This window comes from Amorphus sp. 3PC139-8 (genome assembly GCF_040750475.1).
GTDB lineage: Bacteria > Pseudomonadota > Alphaproteobacteria > Rhizobiales > Amorphaceae > Amorphus.
In genome coordinates this window covers 58,096-74,324 of sequence record NZ_JABJVY010000012.1, presented here as the reverse complement: position 1 = coordinate 74,324, position 16,229 = coordinate 58,096, and the positions used below count along the sequence as shown (strand labels likewise).

14 protein-coding genes are annotated in these 16,229 nt (G+C 64.3%); 8 read left to right on the top strand and 6 right to left on the bottom strand.

Annotation, left to right across the window (positions count from 1 at the left end; translation table 11 throughout):
- Positions 1-67 precede the first annotated feature (67 nt).
- Complete coding sequence (locus HNS03_RS13065; RefSeq protein WP_367195900.1) at positions 68-853, top strand: IclR family transcriptional regulator; 786 nt, start codon at positions 68-70, stop codon at positions 851-853.
- A 24-nt stretch (positions 854-877) separates the two neighbouring features.
- Here the strand turns inward: HNS03_RS13065 and HNS03_RS13060 are convergent, their stop codons facing one another.
- From HNS03_RS13060 to choX, 6 genes are all read right to left on the bottom strand, one after another.
- Entirely contained in the window at positions 878-2,188 is a 1,311-nt protein-coding gene (locus HNS03_RS13060; protein WP_367195898.1) for a TRAP transporter large permease subunit, read from the bottom strand.
- A gap of 1 nt (position 2,189) precedes the next feature.
- A complete protein-coding gene (locus HNS03_RS13055; protein ID WP_367195896.1) occupies positions 2,190-2,711 on the bottom strand; it encodes a TRAP transporter small permease subunit in 522 nt (173 codons plus the stop codon).
- 78 nt (positions 2,712-2,789) lie between these two features.
- Positions 2,790-3,833: a TRAP transporter substrate-binding protein DctP gene (gene dctP, locus HNS03_RS13050; protein WP_367195895.1), complete on the bottom strand. Its 1,044-nt coding sequence runs from the start codon at positions 3,831-3,833 to the stop codon at positions 2,790-2,792.
- A 446-nt stretch (positions 3,834-4,279) separates the two neighbouring features.
- On the bottom strand, positions 4,280-5,362 hold the full coding sequence (gene choV / locus HNS03_RS13045) for a choline ABC transporter ATP-binding protein (protein ID WP_367195893.1): 1,083 nt from the start codon (positions 5,360-5,362) through the stop codon (positions 4,280-4,282).
- Positions 5,359-6,198: a choline ABC transporter permease subunit gene (choW, locus tag HNS03_RS13040; RefSeq protein WP_367195891.1), complete on the bottom strand. Its 840-nt coding sequence runs from the start codon at positions 6,196-6,198 to the stop codon at positions 5,359-5,361. The genes choV and choW overlap by 4 nt, the downstream gene beginning before the upstream one ends.
- Positions 6,199-6,300: 102 nt before the next feature.
- Positions 6,301-7,191, bottom strand: a complete 891-nt coding sequence (gene choX / locus HNS03_RS13035; RefSeq protein WP_367196005.1) for a choline ABC transporter substrate-binding protein — start codon at positions 7,189-7,191, stop codon at positions 6,301-6,303.
- A gap of 268 nt (positions 7,192-7,459) precedes the next feature.
- Between choX and betI the strand changes: the two genes are divergently transcribed.
- The 7 genes from betI to dctP (HNS03_RS13000) all read left to right on the top strand — a co-directional run bounded on the left by betI (position 7,460) and on the right by dctP (HNS03_RS13000) (position 16,211).
- Positions 7,460-8,068: a transcriptional regulator BetI gene (gene betI, locus HNS03_RS13030; RefSeq protein ID WP_367195889.1), complete on the top strand. Its 609-nt coding sequence runs from the start codon at positions 7,460-7,462 to the stop codon at positions 8,066-8,068.
- Positions 8,068-9,582: a choline-sulfatase gene (gene betC / locus HNS03_RS13025; RefSeq protein ID WP_367195887.1), complete on the top strand. Its 1,515-nt coding sequence runs from the start codon at positions 8,068-8,070 to the stop codon at positions 9,580-9,582. Before betI ends, betC begins: the two co-directional genes overlap by 1 nt.
- Before the next feature lie 4 nt (positions 9,583-9,586).
- Positions 9,587-11,050, top strand: a complete 1,464-nt coding sequence (gene betB / locus HNS03_RS13020) for a betaine-aldehyde dehydrogenase (protein ID WP_367195885.1) — start codon at positions 9,587-9,589, stop codon at positions 11,048-11,050.
- Positions 11,051-11,070: 20 nt separating this feature from the next.
- On the top strand, positions 11,071-12,735 hold the full coding sequence (gene betA, locus HNS03_RS13015) for a choline dehydrogenase (RefSeq protein WP_367195883.1): 1,665 nt from the start codon (positions 11,071-11,073) through the stop codon (positions 12,733-12,735).
- 328 nt (positions 12,736-13,063) lie between these two features.
- On the top strand, positions 13,064-14,149 hold the full coding sequence (locus tag HNS03_RS13010; protein WP_367195882.1) for an NAD/NADP octopine/nopaline dehydrogenase family protein: 1,086 nt from the start codon (positions 13,064-13,066) through the stop codon (positions 14,147-14,149).
- A gap of 1 nt (position 14,150) precedes the next feature.
- Positions 14,151-15,125: a 3-hydroxybutyryl-CoA dehydrogenase gene (locus HNS03_RS13005; protein ID WP_367195881.1), complete on the top strand. Its 975-nt coding sequence runs from the start codon at positions 14,151-14,153 to the stop codon at positions 15,123-15,125.
- A gap of 90 nt (positions 15,126-15,215) precedes the next feature.
- Complete coding sequence (gene dctP / locus HNS03_RS13000) at positions 15,216-16,211, top strand: TRAP transporter substrate-binding protein DctP (RefSeq protein WP_367195879.1); 996 nt, start codon at positions 15,216-15,218, stop codon at positions 16,209-16,211.
- Positions 16,212-16,229 lie beyond the last annotated feature (18 nt).

Sequence of the window (16,229 nt, the reverse complement as noted above, 5' to 3'; positions counted from 1 at the left end):
GTCAACGTGCGGGATCGCTTATTGGGAGCCTGTGCGGCGGCTGGAAGGACAGAAAAGGAAACGAGCCATGGCCGGTGACCGCCCGGGACCGATCGAACGCTACCTCCAGATCCTGGAGATCGTCGCCGCGTCGGCGCGCGGCCTGACATTGACCGACATCGCCGCCCTGACCGGCCTGCCGAAGGCAACCGCGCACCGGCTGACACGCTCGCTGGTGGAGGCCGGCGCCCTCGCGACCGACGACACCTGGTACAAGACCTTCCGGGTCGGCGACCGTATGTGGCGCATGCTTCAGCTCGGCGCCAATCCAAACACGGTGGAATCGTTTTCCCAGATCGTGCTCGACGAACTCGCCGCCCGTTTTCACGAGACCTGCTACGTGGTCCGCCTGGGACGAGACAACGTTCGCTCGATCGCACGCAGCGCACCGGACCAAGGCCATCGGCTGCACGTGCTTCCCGGCGAAGTCCTGCCGCCGCACGCTGCGGCTTCCGCCAAGGCCATCCTCGCGTTCCAGCCAACCGACGTGATCGACCGCTTCCTGGCCGAGCCGTTGGAAAAGCTGACCAGCAGGACGGTGACATCGGTCACCGCCGTGCGCGACGAGCTGGCGGAGATCCGACGACTCGACTACGCCGTTTGCGACCGGGAAATCGACGACAACGTGATGGCCTATGCCTGTCCGATTCACCTGAAGTCGGCGGGCGTGATCTATTCGCTCGGCCTGACCGGTCCCTGCACGAGGCTGAGCCAGCATCCGAGGGAAATGTGGATTGAGGCCTTGCACGACGCGGCCCGGCGCCTGGCTGTCATGTTCGACACCCAGTCGGACTCCGCGCCCGCCCTGGCCTGATTGCGTCATCATCCCGCAGCCGCGTCAGAAGAGAGCCTGCGGCAGCGTCAGGATGATTTCCGGAAACACCATGCAGATGGCGACCGCGAGGATCATCAGCGCAATGAAGGGCAGGACGGACTTATAGATGTCGACCATTGTCACCGAGGATGGCGCAACGCCGCGCAGATAAAACAGGTTGTAGCCGAACGGCGGCGTTAAGAAGCCGATCTCCATGTTGACGATATAGAGAATGCCGAACCAGACCGGGTCGAAGCCGAGCTTCATGATGATCGGCACGAAGATCGGCGCCGTGATCATGATGATGCCGACGGTGTCGAGCAGCATCCCGAGCAGCAACAGAATGATCTGCATACCGATCAGGATGGCCCACCGGTTCACCTCCAGATCGAGCACCAGCCCTTCGATCAGCCTTGCCGCGCCCATCGCGGTATAGAAGGTCGAGAGCGCCGTCGCACCGATAATGATCCAGAAGATCATGCAAGACAGTTGCAGCGTTTCCCGACAGGCATCCTGAACGGAGGCCCAGTCGAGACGGCGCAGAATGGCGGCGGCAAGCAACGAGCCGGCCGCGCCCACAGCGCCGGCCTCGGAGACGCTCGCCGCACCGGTCAGGATCGAGCCCATGACCGCGGCGATCAGAAGCAAGGGAAGCACGAGCCCTTTCAGGCTCACGAACTTCTCGCGCCAGGAATAGCGCTGCACCTTCGCGCCGCCGCTTCCCTCCGGATCGAGCACGCCCCGCGCCAAGAGGTAGATGCAGAACAGGACGGCGATCAGTAGCCCCGGCATGACCCCGCCGGCATAGAGCTTGCCGATCGAGGTATTGGCGACAATGCCATAAACGATCATGGTCACCGACGGCGGGATCAGAATCCCGAGCGAACCGCCGGCGGCAACCGCGCCAAGCGCCACGCCCTTCCCGTAGCCTCGCTCCAGCATGGCCGGTACGGCGAGCATGCCCATGGAGATCGTCGCCGCTCCGCTGATCCCGGCCATGGCGGCAAACAGCGTGCAGATCACGATCGTGCCGATGCCGAGACCGCCGCGCAGGCCGCCGAAGAAGCGCTGCATGGTGTTGTAGAGGTCTTCGGCAATGCGCGCCCGCTGCAGCATCGCCGCCATGAAGATGAACAGCGGGATCGCGACATATTCGAAGCTGGAGGCCGTGGCAAAGGCCTTGATCGGCAGCATGTTCAGGGCCATCGGGCTCCAGAACACGTAAATCATCGCGATCGAAAGACCGCCCAGCGCAATCGCGATCGGCACGCCGATGCCGAGAAGCGCGACCATTCCGGAAAACAGAAGCGCCGTGGTGAGCACGGGATCGGCCATCTCAAAGGCCCTCTTCGTGCTGTTCGGCCTGCGTGTCGCCGCGCCAGGCGTGGTAAAGGTGAGAGATCCAGGCAAGCGCAAGCACGATCGCGCCGACCGGAACCAGCCCCTTGGCCACCCAGACCGGGCCGCCCCAGGCGCCAGTGGCCGAGCGTTCGCCCATCGCCAGAGACTTCAGCGCGAATGCGCCGCCATATTTGATCAGCACGCCGCAGAAAAGCGCGAACAGAACCGTCGAGAACACCGTGTCGACAAGCGCCTTCGTCCGCGGTCCGAACCGATCGTAGACGGCATCGACGCGAACGAAATTGCCACGTGCCAGCGCCCACGGTCCGCCGAGAAAGATCATAGCGACCAGCAGCCAGGAACTCAGATCGCCGGCCCAAGGCAGCGATATGTTGAAGATACCGCGCGCGATCATCTCGGTGATCATGACCACGATGATCGCCAGGATCAGGAGCGCGACAAGCTTGCCCAATCCGGCGACGAACGCGTCGATCACCCTTACGATACGGTCAAACATCCGCGCTCCTCGGCCCTGGGCATGGAATGGGAGAAAGGAACCCCATCGTCCGGGGTCCCTGCAGCGTCGTGCGGCCTCCTACTGCGGGTTGGCGTCGACCCGCCCGAGATCGACCAGGAAGCCGTTCAGCATGTCGACACCACGCTTGGCGAGATCTCCCTGATCGGCATAGGCCTGCCACAGCTCGCGGGCCTGGGCTTCCATCTTGGCCCACTCCTCCGGCGGGATGGTGGAGATTTCGACGCCGGCCGCTTCCATTTCCTGCATTGCCTTGGCGTCATTGTTCATGGCGGTCGCGATGTAGTCGAGCGACGAGGCGACGGCCGCTTCCTTCAGGATGGCCTGAATGTCGGCCGGCAGGGTCTCCCAGGCGGCCATATTGACGGCGAAGAAGTTGTTCGGCACCGGCATCGGCGACGGCTGCACGTAATATTTGGCCACCTCCTGGAAGGAGTTGTTCATGTTGCCGGACGGGCTGGCCCAGCGCGCTGCGTCGATCACGCCGGTCGCCAGAGCGGTGTAGATCTCGCCACCGCCGAGGAAGACCGGCGTCGCGCCCATCTTCTCGTACCACTCGGCCTCGAGGCCGAAGGAGCGGATCTTCAGACCCTCGAAATCCGCCATCGAAGCGATCGGCTTGGTCGACATGATGTCCCAGGACGGCGAGAGCTGGGGACCGAGATAGTAGACCCCGTGGGGCGAATAGGCTTCGCGGGCGAGATCGATAAAACCCTGCTTGTAGAAGAAGTTGAAACGCTCCATCGGAGTGCGCAGCGAGCCGGGCACGCCGCTTTCGATATTCGCGATCGGACCAAGCTTGCCGGCATAGTAGCCGCCGGTGAGAACCGCCATTTCCGTCACGCCGGCGCCGACCGCCTCAAGCCCGTCCTTCACGGGGTAGAGCGCGCCGACGGGAAAGATTTCGAACGTGATCCGCCCGCCCGACATCTCCGTCGCGAGATCCGCGAACTGCTCTTTCAGCGCGACATAACCGGGCTCACCCGGGTTCAGATTGCTCTGGATACGCCAGTGAAACTCTTCCTGAGCCTGAGCCGGCGCAGCCAGGCCAACGGCCACGGCGCACGTCAGAGCAAGCCCGCAAACGCTTTTCAACATGGACATCATTCCCACTCCAATATTTCAGTTTCCGAGATATTTTCCTGTTTTATGGAATTTTGTCATGGTGCCCATCATTCCGTCAAGCACAAGACGACGGCGTTTTCAGCTTCTGAACGCCGCACGCCAGCAAGCCGGGTGCCTATAAGGGGCCCGGCTCGCTATGGTCAGGAATGTCATGATTTTGGAGCGAGACGAGAAAAAGCTGGGAAAGTCCACGCCAACCGGCGACAGACAACAGTCACGCTTCTTCCCCGGCAGGATATACTGAGGCGCCTTGCGAAGGGGCACCCGCGCACCGTCTGGACCTGCGTCAAACAGACAAAGCCGGCTTGTGGACTCCGAGCTGGAGAAACCGACCAGATATCACCGAACGCTCGGCCGAAATCATCCACGCGTCCGATAAAGAACGCGGAAACGTTCGACGGCTCGATCTATGGCCGGACGGCTTGCTACACCGTGTCGGCGGTTTCCGCCGGACGCTCGCGCGGGGTCAGTGCGGAGACGATCTCGGCCGGACGGATGACGCCCAAATGTGCCCCGTCTTCGGACATGACATTCAGGACCCGCCCTTCCTTAAGCGGCTCCATCACGTCCTGCAGTTTGGTGTCGGCGTGGATCTCCGGTGCATCGACCGGCGCCTCCCCCTCGATCATCACGTCCATCGCCCTGAGCACACCGAGCGGGTTCATGTGGGCCACGAAATCGGCCACATAGTCGTTGGCCGGGTTGCGGATGATCTCCGGCGGTGTGCCGCACTGCACGATCCGGCCGCCCTCCATGATCGCGATCCGATCGCCGATCTTGAAGGCCTCGTCGAGATCATGGCTAACGAAGATGATGGTGCGCTTCAGGTTGCGCTGAAGTTCCAACAGCTCGTCCTGCAGCCGGTTACGGATCAAGGGATCGAGCGCGGAGAACGGCTCGTCCATCAAGAGGATCGGTGCCTCGGTGGCGAACGCACGCGACAGGCCGACGCGCTGCTGCATGCCGCCCGAGAGCTCGCTGACCTTGCGGCTCTCCCAGTCGGAAAGCCCGACCAGATCGAGCTGCTTGCGCGCCTTCTCCTCGCGCTGCTTGCGCGGCTCGCCGGCAAGTTCCAGCCCGAACGCGACATTCTCCAGAACGTCGCGCCAGGGCAGCAGCCCAAACTGCTGGAACACCATCGCCACCCGGTGGAGACGGATCTGCCGCAGCGTCTTGGCATCGGCCCCCGTGACGTTGACCAGCGCCCCGCCGTCATTGACCAAAACCTGGCCGCGCACGACCGGGTTAAGGCCGTTCACCGCTCTCAGAAGCGTGGATTTCCCGGAGCCGGAGAGACCCATCAGGACGATGATCTCGCCCTCGCTGACCTCCAGCGAACAGGCATGCACGCCCAAGACCTGGCCGGTTTCCTCCTGGATTTCCGCGCGGCTCTTGCCCGCGTCCATCAACGGCAGGGCCAGGGCCGGCTTCTCGCCGAAGACGATGTTGACATCCTCGAAGACGACCGCCTTGGCGCGCTCCTCGGCTTTCGTGTCGTTCGCACTCATCGACGGGAGCCTCCGATGTGCAGGACGCGATCGAGCATGATGGCCACAACAACAATGATGAAGCCACTCTCGAATCCGAGCGCCGTGTTGACCTGATTGAGTGCGCGCACCACCGGCACGCCGAGACCGTCCGCACCGACCAGGGCGGCGACCACGACCATGGACAGCGACAGCATGATCGCCTGGTTCAGGCCGGTCATAATCTGCGGCAACGCATAGGGAAGCTCGACCTTGAGCAGCTTCTGCCAGGCCGTGGCACCGAAGGAATCGGCGGCCTCCAGAAGCGGCATAGGCGTGGAGGACACGCCAAGATGCGTGAGCCGGATCGGCGCGGGAAGCACGAACACCACGGTCGCCAAAAGGCCCGGCACCATGCCGATGCCGAAGAAGACGATCGCGGGAATGAGATAGACGAAGCTCGGCAGCGTCTGCATCAGGTCGAGGATCGGCTGCAGCACTTTGTAGAAGTTCGGCCGGTGCGCGGCCACGATCCCGATCGGCACGCCGATCGCCATGCAGACGAGACAGGCGGAGATCACCAGGGTGAGACTTTCGGTGGTCTCTTCCCAATAGCCCTGGTTGATGATGAAGGCGAAGCCGAGGACCACGAAGAGCGCCATCTTCCAGCTCTTCTGGATCCACCAGGCAATCGCCGCCAGCACCAGCACCACGACGATTTCAGGCGGCTCCTGAAGCACCCAGAGGAAGCCGTCGATCAGGCTGCCCATGATGTTGGCGAGGGCATCGAAGAACCAGCCCCCGTGCACCTGCAGCCACTGGAACAGGTCGCGCGCCCAGTGGCCGATCGGAATCTTGTAGTCGGTCAAGAAATCCAAAGCCTGGCCCCTCCGCCGGTTTGGGAAGACCGGGCCGCGGCACGCGGCCCGACCGATGTCAGGCTATCCTGGTCAGGACAGCGACGACAGAGCGTCGACGACTTAAAGTCCGAGCTCTTTCTTGACCGCCGGAAGACCCGGCTCGCCATCGACGGTGGTGACCCCTTCGAGCCAGGCGTCGAGCACGTCGGGATGCGCCTTCAGCCACTCCTCCGTGGCATCTCCGGCATCTTCGCCGTCATTCAGGATCTTGCCCATGATCTCGTTCTCCATCGGCAAGGAGAAGGTGAGATTGTTGAGCAGCTTGCCGACATTCGGGCAGTCCTCGACGAAGCCCTTGCGCGTCACGGTGTTCACGACACCCTCCCCGCCGAAGAAGTCTTCGCCACCGGTGAGATATTTCAGCGAATAGGTCGAGTTCATCGGGTGCGGTTCCCAGCCGAGGAAGACAATCGCCTCCTTCTTCGGGTATTTGCGGCCGACCATGGCGAGCATGCCCTGCTCGGAGCTCTCCACCACCTCGAAGCCCTTGAGGTCGAACTTGTTCTCCTCGGTGAGCGAAACCAGGTAGGCGTTGCCCTCGTTGCCGGGCTCGATGCCGTAGATCTTGTCGTCCAGCTCGTCGCGGAACTTGTGGATGTCGGCGTAGGTCTTCAGACCCTTGTCGTAGAGGTAGGTCGGCACCGCCAGCGTGTACTTGGTGCCTTCCAGGTTGGTGTGGACCGATTCAATTTCGCCGGAGTCCAGATAGGGCTTAATCGCGCTGGTCTGCGCCGGCATCCAGTTGCCGAGGAAGACGTCCACATCGTCGCTCTCCAGCGACGCGAACGTCACCGGCACGGACAGAACCTTCACGTCGACGTCGTAGCCGAGGCCTTCCAGCACATGCTTGGTCGCCGCTGTCGTGGTGGTGATGTCCGTCCAACCCACGTCGGACATCGTGACTTCGTCGCATTTCGCCTGCGCGTTGGCAGCGCCCGCCATGAAGGGCATCGCCGCTGCCGCGAGGATGAAAACCGAGCCAAAGGTACGGAACATTCGTTTGTCTCCCATCCAGATTTGCAAACGCTCTGGAAAGACGGACGCGTACGCGCGGGTCCCTTGATCGAAGGCAGATTGTTCTGTACCCGGTGGACCGCCTTTCTTGATTGATCAGTCAATCAACCGCATATTGAGACAAATGTAAACGGTGAGGCGTGCATCAACGTGCGCGAAAGTTCGGCAACCGGAACGGGAGCCGGCCCACGACTGAGGGGTGGCGATGCCAAAGGTCGGAGTGGAAGCGGTGCGCAAGGATGCGCTCGTTCGTGCCGCGATCGGCGCGATCGGCGAAGTCGGCTCGCTCGACGTAACGGTGGCGGCGATTGCGCGTCGCGCCGGTGTCTCGGCCGCCCTGGCCCACCACTATTTCGGCTCCAAGGACACTTTGTTTCTGGCCGCCATGCGCCGGATTCTGGAGGATTTCGGACGTTCGGTGCAGGCCGGCTACCACCGCTGCCGTACCCCGCGCGAGCGGATTCACGCCGTCATCGAAGCCTGTTTTGATGAGGAGCAGTTCGATCCGGCGGTGGTGAGCGCCTGGCTCTCCTTCTACGTCATGGCCCAGCGCTCGCCGGAAGCCGCACGCCTTCTCGCCGTTTACCGCAAAAGGCTCGACAGCAACCTGGTCCACGCCTTGAAAGCGCTGGTGCCCGATGCCGATGCCCGGCGCATCGCAGATGGCATCGCGGCCATGATCGACGGCTACTATATCCGCGCCGCGCTGCGCGCACCGACCGTCGACCGCAGCGCCGCCGTGGCCCAGGTCACCTCGTGCCTCAATGTCCACCTTGCCTCGTCCCCAAGCCACGCGGAAACGGAGACCGCCTGATGCAGCGGAAGCCGAACGTCCTGATTTTGATGGTCGACCAGCTCGCCGGCACCCTCTTCCCCGACGGGCCGGCCGACTTTCTCCACACGCCGAATTTGAGGGCGCTCGCCGCCCGTTCGGCGCGCTTTGCCAACACCTACACCGCCTCGCCGCTGTGCGCCCCGGGGCGGGCGAGCTTCATGTCCGGCCAGTTGCCGCGCCGCACCCGGGTCTACGACAACGCCGCGGAATTCGCCTCCGACGTGCCCACCTTCGCCCATCATCTGCGGCTGGCGGGCTACCAGACCACGCTGTCCGGCAAGATGCACTTCGTCGGCCCGGATCAACTTCACGGCTTCGAGGAGCGGCTGACCACGGATGTCTATCCGGCCGACTTCGGCTGGACGCCGGACTACCGCAAGCCGGGCGAGCGGATCGACTGGTGGTACCACAACATGGGCTCCGTCACCGGCGCCGGCGTGGGCGAGATTTCCAACCAGCTCGAATATGACGACGAGGTCGCCTACGAGGCGATCCGCAAGGTTTACGATCTCGGCCGGCGCGGCGACGATCGACCGTGGCTGTTGACGGTGTCGTTCACCCACCCCCACGACCCGTACGTCGCGCGCAAGAAGTTCTGGGACCTCTACGAGGATTGCGCCCACCTGGACCCGGTGGTGCCCGCCTTCGCCTATGACGACCAGGATGCTCACTCCAAGCGGATCTTCGACGCCAACGACTGGCGCAATTTCGAGATCACCGCCGAGGACATCCGGAACTCCCGCCGCGCCTATTTCGCCAACATTTCCTATCTCGACGACAAGATCGGTCAGATCCTGGAGGCACTGGAAGGCACCGATCAGGCCGAGGACACCATCATCCTGTTCGTCTCCGACCACGGCGACATGCTCGGCGAGCGCGGGCTCTGGTTCAAGATGAGCTTCTACGAAGGCTCCTCCCGGGTGCCGCTGATGGTCGCCGCACCCGGCCTTCCCGCCGGACGGATCGAGACGCCCGCCTCCACCCTCGACGTGGCCCCGACGCTTGCCGATCTGGTCGGTATCGACCTCGGCGAGGTGACGCCCTGGACCGATGGCGAGAGCCTGGTTCCGGTCGCCAACGGTGCCGAACGCGGTCCGGTGCGGATCGAATATGCGGCGGAGGCCTCCATCGCGCCCTTGGTGGCGCTGCGCGAGGGCCGCTTCAAATTCATCCACTGCGAGATCGATCCGCCGCTGCTCTACGACCTGGAAGCCGACCCGCACGAGCTGACCAATCTCGCCGCCGATCCCGCCTACGCAGAGACGCTCGCCACCTTCACCCGCAAGGCCGACGTGCTCTGGGACATGGCCTCTTACGACGCGGAGGTCCGCGAAAGCCAAGCGCGGCGCCACGTGGTCTACAGCGCGCTGCGCAACGGCGCCTACTACCCTTGGGATTTCCAGCCGCTGAAGAAGGCATCGGAGCGCTATATGCGCAACCACATGGATCTGAACGTGCTGGAAGCCTCCCAGCGCTGGCCGCGGGGAGACTGATCGAATGCGAGCTCAACCGACCGCCAGCCACTTCGTCGACGGCGTCTATCTGGAGGACACCGCCGGAGAGCCGTTCGACAGCATTCACGCTGCCACCGGCGAGGTGATCGCCCGCCTTCACGCCGCCACGCCGGCGGTGATCGAAGCGGCGATGATCGCCGCGGAGCGGGCCCAGAAGGAATGGGCGAGCTGGATGCCGGTCGAGCGTTCCCGCGTCCTGCGTCGGGTCGCCGACCTGATGCGCGAGCGCAACCAGGAGCTTTCGGAGCTGGAGACGCTGGACACCGCCAAGCCGATCCAGGAAACGCTCGTCGCCGACGCCACCTCCGGCGCCGACGCGCTGGAGTGGTTCGCAAGCCAGGCCGCCTCGATCGCCGGCGAAGCCGTGCCGCTCGGAACCGACTTCGCCTACACCGTGCGCGAGCCCTTGGGCGTCTGTGTCGGCATCGGCGCCTGGAACTATCCGACCCAGATCGCCTGCTGGAAAGCTGCGCCGGCGCTCGCCTGCGGCAACGCCATGGTGTTCAAGCCGTCCGAACTGACGCCGTTGTCCACCCTGAAGGTTGCCGAGATCTTCATGGAAGCCGGCGCCCCGGCGGGCCTCTTCAACGTGGTGCAGGGTTTCGGTGCGGTCGGTGCGGCCTTGGCCGAACATCCGACCACCGCGAAGGTCTCACTGACCGGCTCCGTGCCGACCGGCGGCAAGGTCTACACCACGGCCGCCGCCGGCATGCGTCATGTCACCATGGAACTCGGCGGCAAGTCGCCGATGATCGTGTTCGACGACGCCGATATCGAGGACGCCATCGGCGGCGCCATGCTCGGCAACTTCTATTCCACCGGCCAGATCTGTTCCAACGGCACCCGCGTGTTCGTCCAGGCGCGCATCAAGGACCGCTTCCTGGAGCGCCTGATCGAGCGCACCCGCGCCATCCGGATCGGCGATCCGCTCGACCCCGAGACCCAGATGGGGCCGCTGATCAGCCAGGCCCAGCGCGAAAAGGTGCTCGGCTACATCGAGGCCGGCAAGCGCGAGGGCGCGACGCTGGCCTATGGCGGCGGCGTGCCGACCGGGGCCGTCTACGACGACGGCACGTTCATCGAGCCGACCATCTTCTCCGACGTGACCGACACCATGACGATCGCAAAGGAAGAAATCTTCGGCCCGGTGCTCTCGCTGCTCACGTTCGAGAGCGAAGACGAGGCCGTGGCGCGCGCCAACGGCACGCCGTTCGGGCTGGCTGCCGGGCTCTTCACCCGCGATCTCGCCCGCGCCCACCGGGTTGCCGGCTCTCTTCAGGCCGGCATCTGCTGGATCAACACCTACAACCTCACCCCGGTGGAGATCCCCTTCGGCGGCGTCAAGCAATCCGGCCTCGGCCGCGAGAACGGCCGCGCGGCGATGGAATTCTATTCCCAACTGAAGACCGTCCACGTCGGACTCGGTCCGGTCGAAAGCCCGTACTGAGCCGAACGGGAGAGGAGATTATGGCAGAAGCGGATTTCGTGATCGTCGGCTCCGGGTCGGCGGGGTCGGCGTTGGCCTATCGCCTGTCGGAGGATGGCAAGCATTCGGTGCTGGTGCTGGAATATGGCGGCACCGATGCCGGACCGTTGATCCAGATGCCGGCCGCCCTCTCCTATCCCATGAACATGCCGCGCTACGACTGGGGCTACGTCTCCGAGCCGGAGCCGGGCCTTGGCGGGCGCCGGCTGGTGACGCCGCGCGGCAAGGTGATCGGTGGCTCATCGTCGATCAACGGCATGGTCTACGTGCGCGGTCACGCCCATGACTTCGACCATTGGGCGGAAAGCGGCGCCACCGGCTGGGCCTATGCCGACGTGCTGCCCTACTATAAGCGCATGGAGACATGGCATGATGGCGGCCACGGCGGCGATCCGGCCTGGCGCGGCAAGACCGGCCCGCTCCACGTCTCACGCGGTAGACGCGACAATCCGCTGTTCCATGCCTTCGTCGAGGCGGGGCACCAGGCCGGCTTCGAGCTGACCGGCGACTACAACGGCGAGAAGCAAGAAGGCTTCGGCCCGATGGAGCAGACGGTCTGGAGGGGCCGACGCTGGTCGGCCGCCAACGCCTACCTGAAGCCGGCGCTGAAGCGTTCCAACCTGGATCTCGTGCGCTGCTTTGCGCGCCGGATCGTGATCGAGAACGGCCGCGCCGTCGGCGTGGAGATCGAGCGCGGCGGCAAGATCGAGATCGTCCGCGCCCGGCGCGAGGTGATCCTGTCAGCCTCCTCCATCAATTCGCCCAAGCTCCTGATGCTGTCCGGGATCGGTCCTGGCGCCCATCTCGCCGAGCACGGCATCGACGTGATCGCGGAGCGGCCTGGCGTCGGCAAAAACCTGCAGGACCATCTGGAGGTCTATGTGCAACAGGCCTGCACCCAGCCGATCACCCTCTACAAATACTGGAACCTGTTCGGAAAGGCGTACGTCGGAGCTCAGTGGCTATTCCTGAAGTCCGGTCCCGGCGCCTCCAACCAGTTCGAGAGCGCGGCCTTCCTGCGCTCCAAGCCGGGCGTGGACTATCCCGACATCCAGTATCACTTCATGCCGATCGCCGTGCGTTACGACGGTCAGGCGGCGGCGGAGGGCCACGGCTTCCAGGCGCACGTGGGGCCGATGCGCTCGCCCTCGCGCGGCGAGGTGACGCTGAAGAGCGCCGACCCGGCGGAGGCACCCCGGATCGTGTTCAACTACATGTCAACCGATCAGGACTGGGCCGACTTCCGCCACTGCGTTCGGCTCACCCGCGAGATCTTTTCCCAGCCGGCCTTCGACCCCTATCGCGGCAAGGAGATCCAGCCGGGCGCGGATGCCCAAAGCGACGACGAGATCGATTCCTTCATCGCCGAGAATGCCGAAAGCGCCTACCACCCGTGCGGGACGGCAAAGATGGGGCGGGCCGACGACCCGATGGCGGTGGTCGATCCGGAATGCCGGGTGATCGGCGTGGATGGGCTGCGCCTCGTGGACTCCTCGATCTTTCCCCGCATCCCGAATGGAAATCTCAACGGTCCGTCCATCATGGTGGGCGAAAAAGCGTCGGACCTGATCCTCGGCAAGCCGCCGCTCCTTGCCGACAACGCGGAGCCGTGGATCAATCCACGCTGGCAAACGTCCGACCGGTGACCGCTCGGACTCCCTCCGGAGTGCTCAGAATCTACTTTTAAAGTTGTGGATAAATTTCTGTAAAAATTGAGAAATTAACCATATCCTAGAGATGAGATTAATCCTCACTTGGCCTTGATCCCGCAGCTCGGAAACGCGCCTTGCGTGATTTCCATGAATATGCATAGATTTTCGCCACGCCACACTTGGCGGCATATTCGAGAGCGGAATCGGGCTCGGTCGATATCGGCAACGCCCGCGCACCGCTCCGGCCAATTCGGATCGATCACGCTGGCTTCGGAACGCGACGACCCGAACTCAGCCTGATCCACGGGAACGGGATCACGCGGTGCAGGTAGCGGTTATTGGTGGCGGCAACGGCTCGTTTGCGGCGGCTGCGGACATCACCCTCAGGGGTCATTCGGTGCGGTTCTGGCGGCGCGACGCGGTCGCGCTGGAGCCGACGCGGACCGCCGGCGGCATCGAGCTGAAGGACTTCGAGGGCACCAAGATGGTGCCGCTCTCGATGATCACCGACGACCTGGGGGCTGCCGTTTCCGGCGCCGACCTGATCGTCGCGCCGATCCCCGCCTTCGGCCAGGAAGAGTTGGCCAAGGCGCTCGCCCCGCACCTCAGCGACGGCCAGGTGATCTACCTGCCGCCCGGCACCTTCGGCAGCTACGTCATGATGAAGGCGGTGCGTGCGGCCGGCTCCACCGCCGACGTGGCGATCGCCGAGACCGGCACCCTGCCCTGGCTCTGCCGCAAGCACGGCGAGAACCTGATTGCGATCACCACCCGCGCGACCCGGCTGCCGACCGGCGTGTTCCCCGCCCGCCACACCGATCGGGCGCTGGAGATCATTTCCGCTGCCTTTCCCGGCGCGATCGAGCCGGTCGAGGATGCGCTGTCCGGCGCGCTGATGAACGCCGGACCGATCATCCACCCGCCGCTGATCGTCATGAACGCCGGGCCGATCGAGCATTTCGACCACTGGGACATCCACAACGAAGGCACCCAGCCGACCATCCGCCGGGTGACCACCGCGCTCGACGGCGAACGCATCGCGGTGCGCGACGCGCTCGGCTATGCCGCCCCCCACTTCCCGCTCGCCGACCACTACTCCGCCGACGGCGACGAGTGGATGTACGGCGCGCTTGCTCACGACAAGCTGACGGACTCCGGCGACTGGCGCGAGCATCTTGACCTGATGACCCATCGCTACATGCGCGAGGATCTCGCCCTTGGGCTCGGCTTCATCGTCTCTGTCGGGCGCTGGATCGGCACGTCCACGCCGGTGGCGGCCGGTCTGTTTGCCATTGGCGGCGCGATGGTGGGCGAGGATTTCGCCACGACCGGACGCACGCTGGAAACCCTCGGCCTTGCCGGATTGAGCCAAAGCGCGATGGCCGACCTCCTGCGCGAGGGCATCTGATATGGCTCCGCGGATCTGCGCCGTCGGGGCCGGCCGCATGGGTCGCGGCATCGCCCATGTGTTCGCCTACGCCGGCTGCGAAGTGGTGCTGCTCGACGCCAAGGAGCGCAGTGAGGCCGATTTCCAGCGCCTTGCCGAAGAGGCAATCGGAGAGATCCGTGCGAGCCTTGCCATGCTCGCCGAGCTCGGCCTGTTCGACACGACCGCAATCGACCGGATCATCGCCCGCATCCGCGTTGCCCCGCGCAGCGAAGCGGCAGACGCGGTCGCAGGGGCCGCGTTCGTGTTCGAAGGCGTGCCGGAGGTGAAAGAGGCCAAGGCGGAAGCCTTCGCGCTGATCGATCCCTATCTGGCCGACGATGCCGTGGTTGCCTCCACCACCTCGACCTTTCTGGTGGACGATATCATCGACCTGGTCTCCCGTCCTGGCCGCTTCCTGAACGCGCACTGGCTGAACCCAGCCTACTTGGTCCCGCTGGTGGAGCTGATGCCGTCGGAACGCACAGAAGAGGCGGCGACAGCCGCCCTGGAGGCAGCGCTGACGGAGGTCGGCAAGGTGCCGGTCCGCCTCAAGGCCTCCCCCGGCTACATCGTCCCCCGCGTGCAGATGCTGGCCATGAACGAAGCCGCCCGCATGGTGGAGGAAGGCGTGGCCACGCCCGAAGCGATCGACAAGGCGCTGCTTTACGGTTTCGGCTTCCGCTTCGCCGTCCTGGGCGTTCTGGAATTCATCGACTGGGGCGGCAACGATATCCTGTACTATGCCAGCCGCTATATGGCCGAAGCCACCGGTTCCGATCGCTTCAAGGCGCCGGAGATCATCGATCGCAACATGCAGGAGGGCCGCAACGGCTTGCGCGACGGCGTCGGCTTCTTCGACTATTCCGATCGCGATGTGAGCGCCTATCGCAAGGAGCGCCTCGGCCGTTTCCTCGCGCAGCTTGAGCTACTGAACCTCGCTCGTCCGCCGGCCTGACCCGGTGTCGGTCGAAGCGCAATAAACAACAAAGCCCTTCCGTCCACCCGCATCGGACGCCGTGCGTCCGCTTCATGAGGGAGAACACGAATGACCTGCCGTTCCCGCCTGACATCCGCCGCAGCCGGCCTGCTTCTCGGCGCGCTCGCCGTGGTCCCGGCCCAGGCCGAGGAAATCGTCCTCAAGGCCGTCACCGCCTTCCCCGCGCCGGTGGAGTTCGCCAAAAGCTTCAAGCGGTTCGTGGACAAGACCAACGAGATGGGCAAAGGCGTCGTCCAGATCAATTATATGGGCGGCCCGGAGGTTATCCCGCCGCCGCAGCAGGCCCAGGCCGTGCGCCGCGGCGTGGTCGACATGCAGTACGGCCCCGGCACCTACTATCTCGGCGAGATGCCGGAGGTGGATGCCTGGGTCGGCTCCACCGTGAGCGCGACGGAAGCCCGCGAAAAGGGCGGCTTCAAGATCATGCAGGCGGTCTACAAGGAGGGCCTCGGCGCCTACCTGCTCGCCCATATCGACAGCGGCATCGATTTCCACATCTATCTGACCGAAGAACCGAAGCGCACGCCAGACGGCGGTGTCGACCTGACCGGTCTGAAGCTGCGCAGCCAGCCGATCTACCGCGCCTTCTTCGAGGCGCTCGGCGCGACCAACGTCTCCGTTCCGGTGCCGGAGGTCTATACCGCGCTGGAGCGCGGCGTGGTCGACGGCGTCGGCTGGCCGCTGGTCGGCATCAAGGACCTGTCCTGGGACAAGTTCTTGAAGTACCGGATCGATCCAGGCTTCTTCCAGACCGACCTCGCCATCATCATGAACGAGGACAAGTGGAACAGCCTGCCGCAGGAGGCCCGCGACATCCTCACCAAGGCGGCGGTCGAATACGAGAAGGAATCCTATGACCACTACCAAAAGGTCATCAAGGAGACCGACAAGACCGTGCAGGCCGAGGGCATGCAGGTGATCGACATCACCGGCGAAGCGCGCACGGAATATCTCGACATGGCGTTCTCCACTGCCTGGAAGCGGTTGCAGGAGAGCGGCAGCGAGTACACTGAGCAGCTCCGCGAAGCCTATTACGATCGCTGAGCCATTTGAGCGAAACGA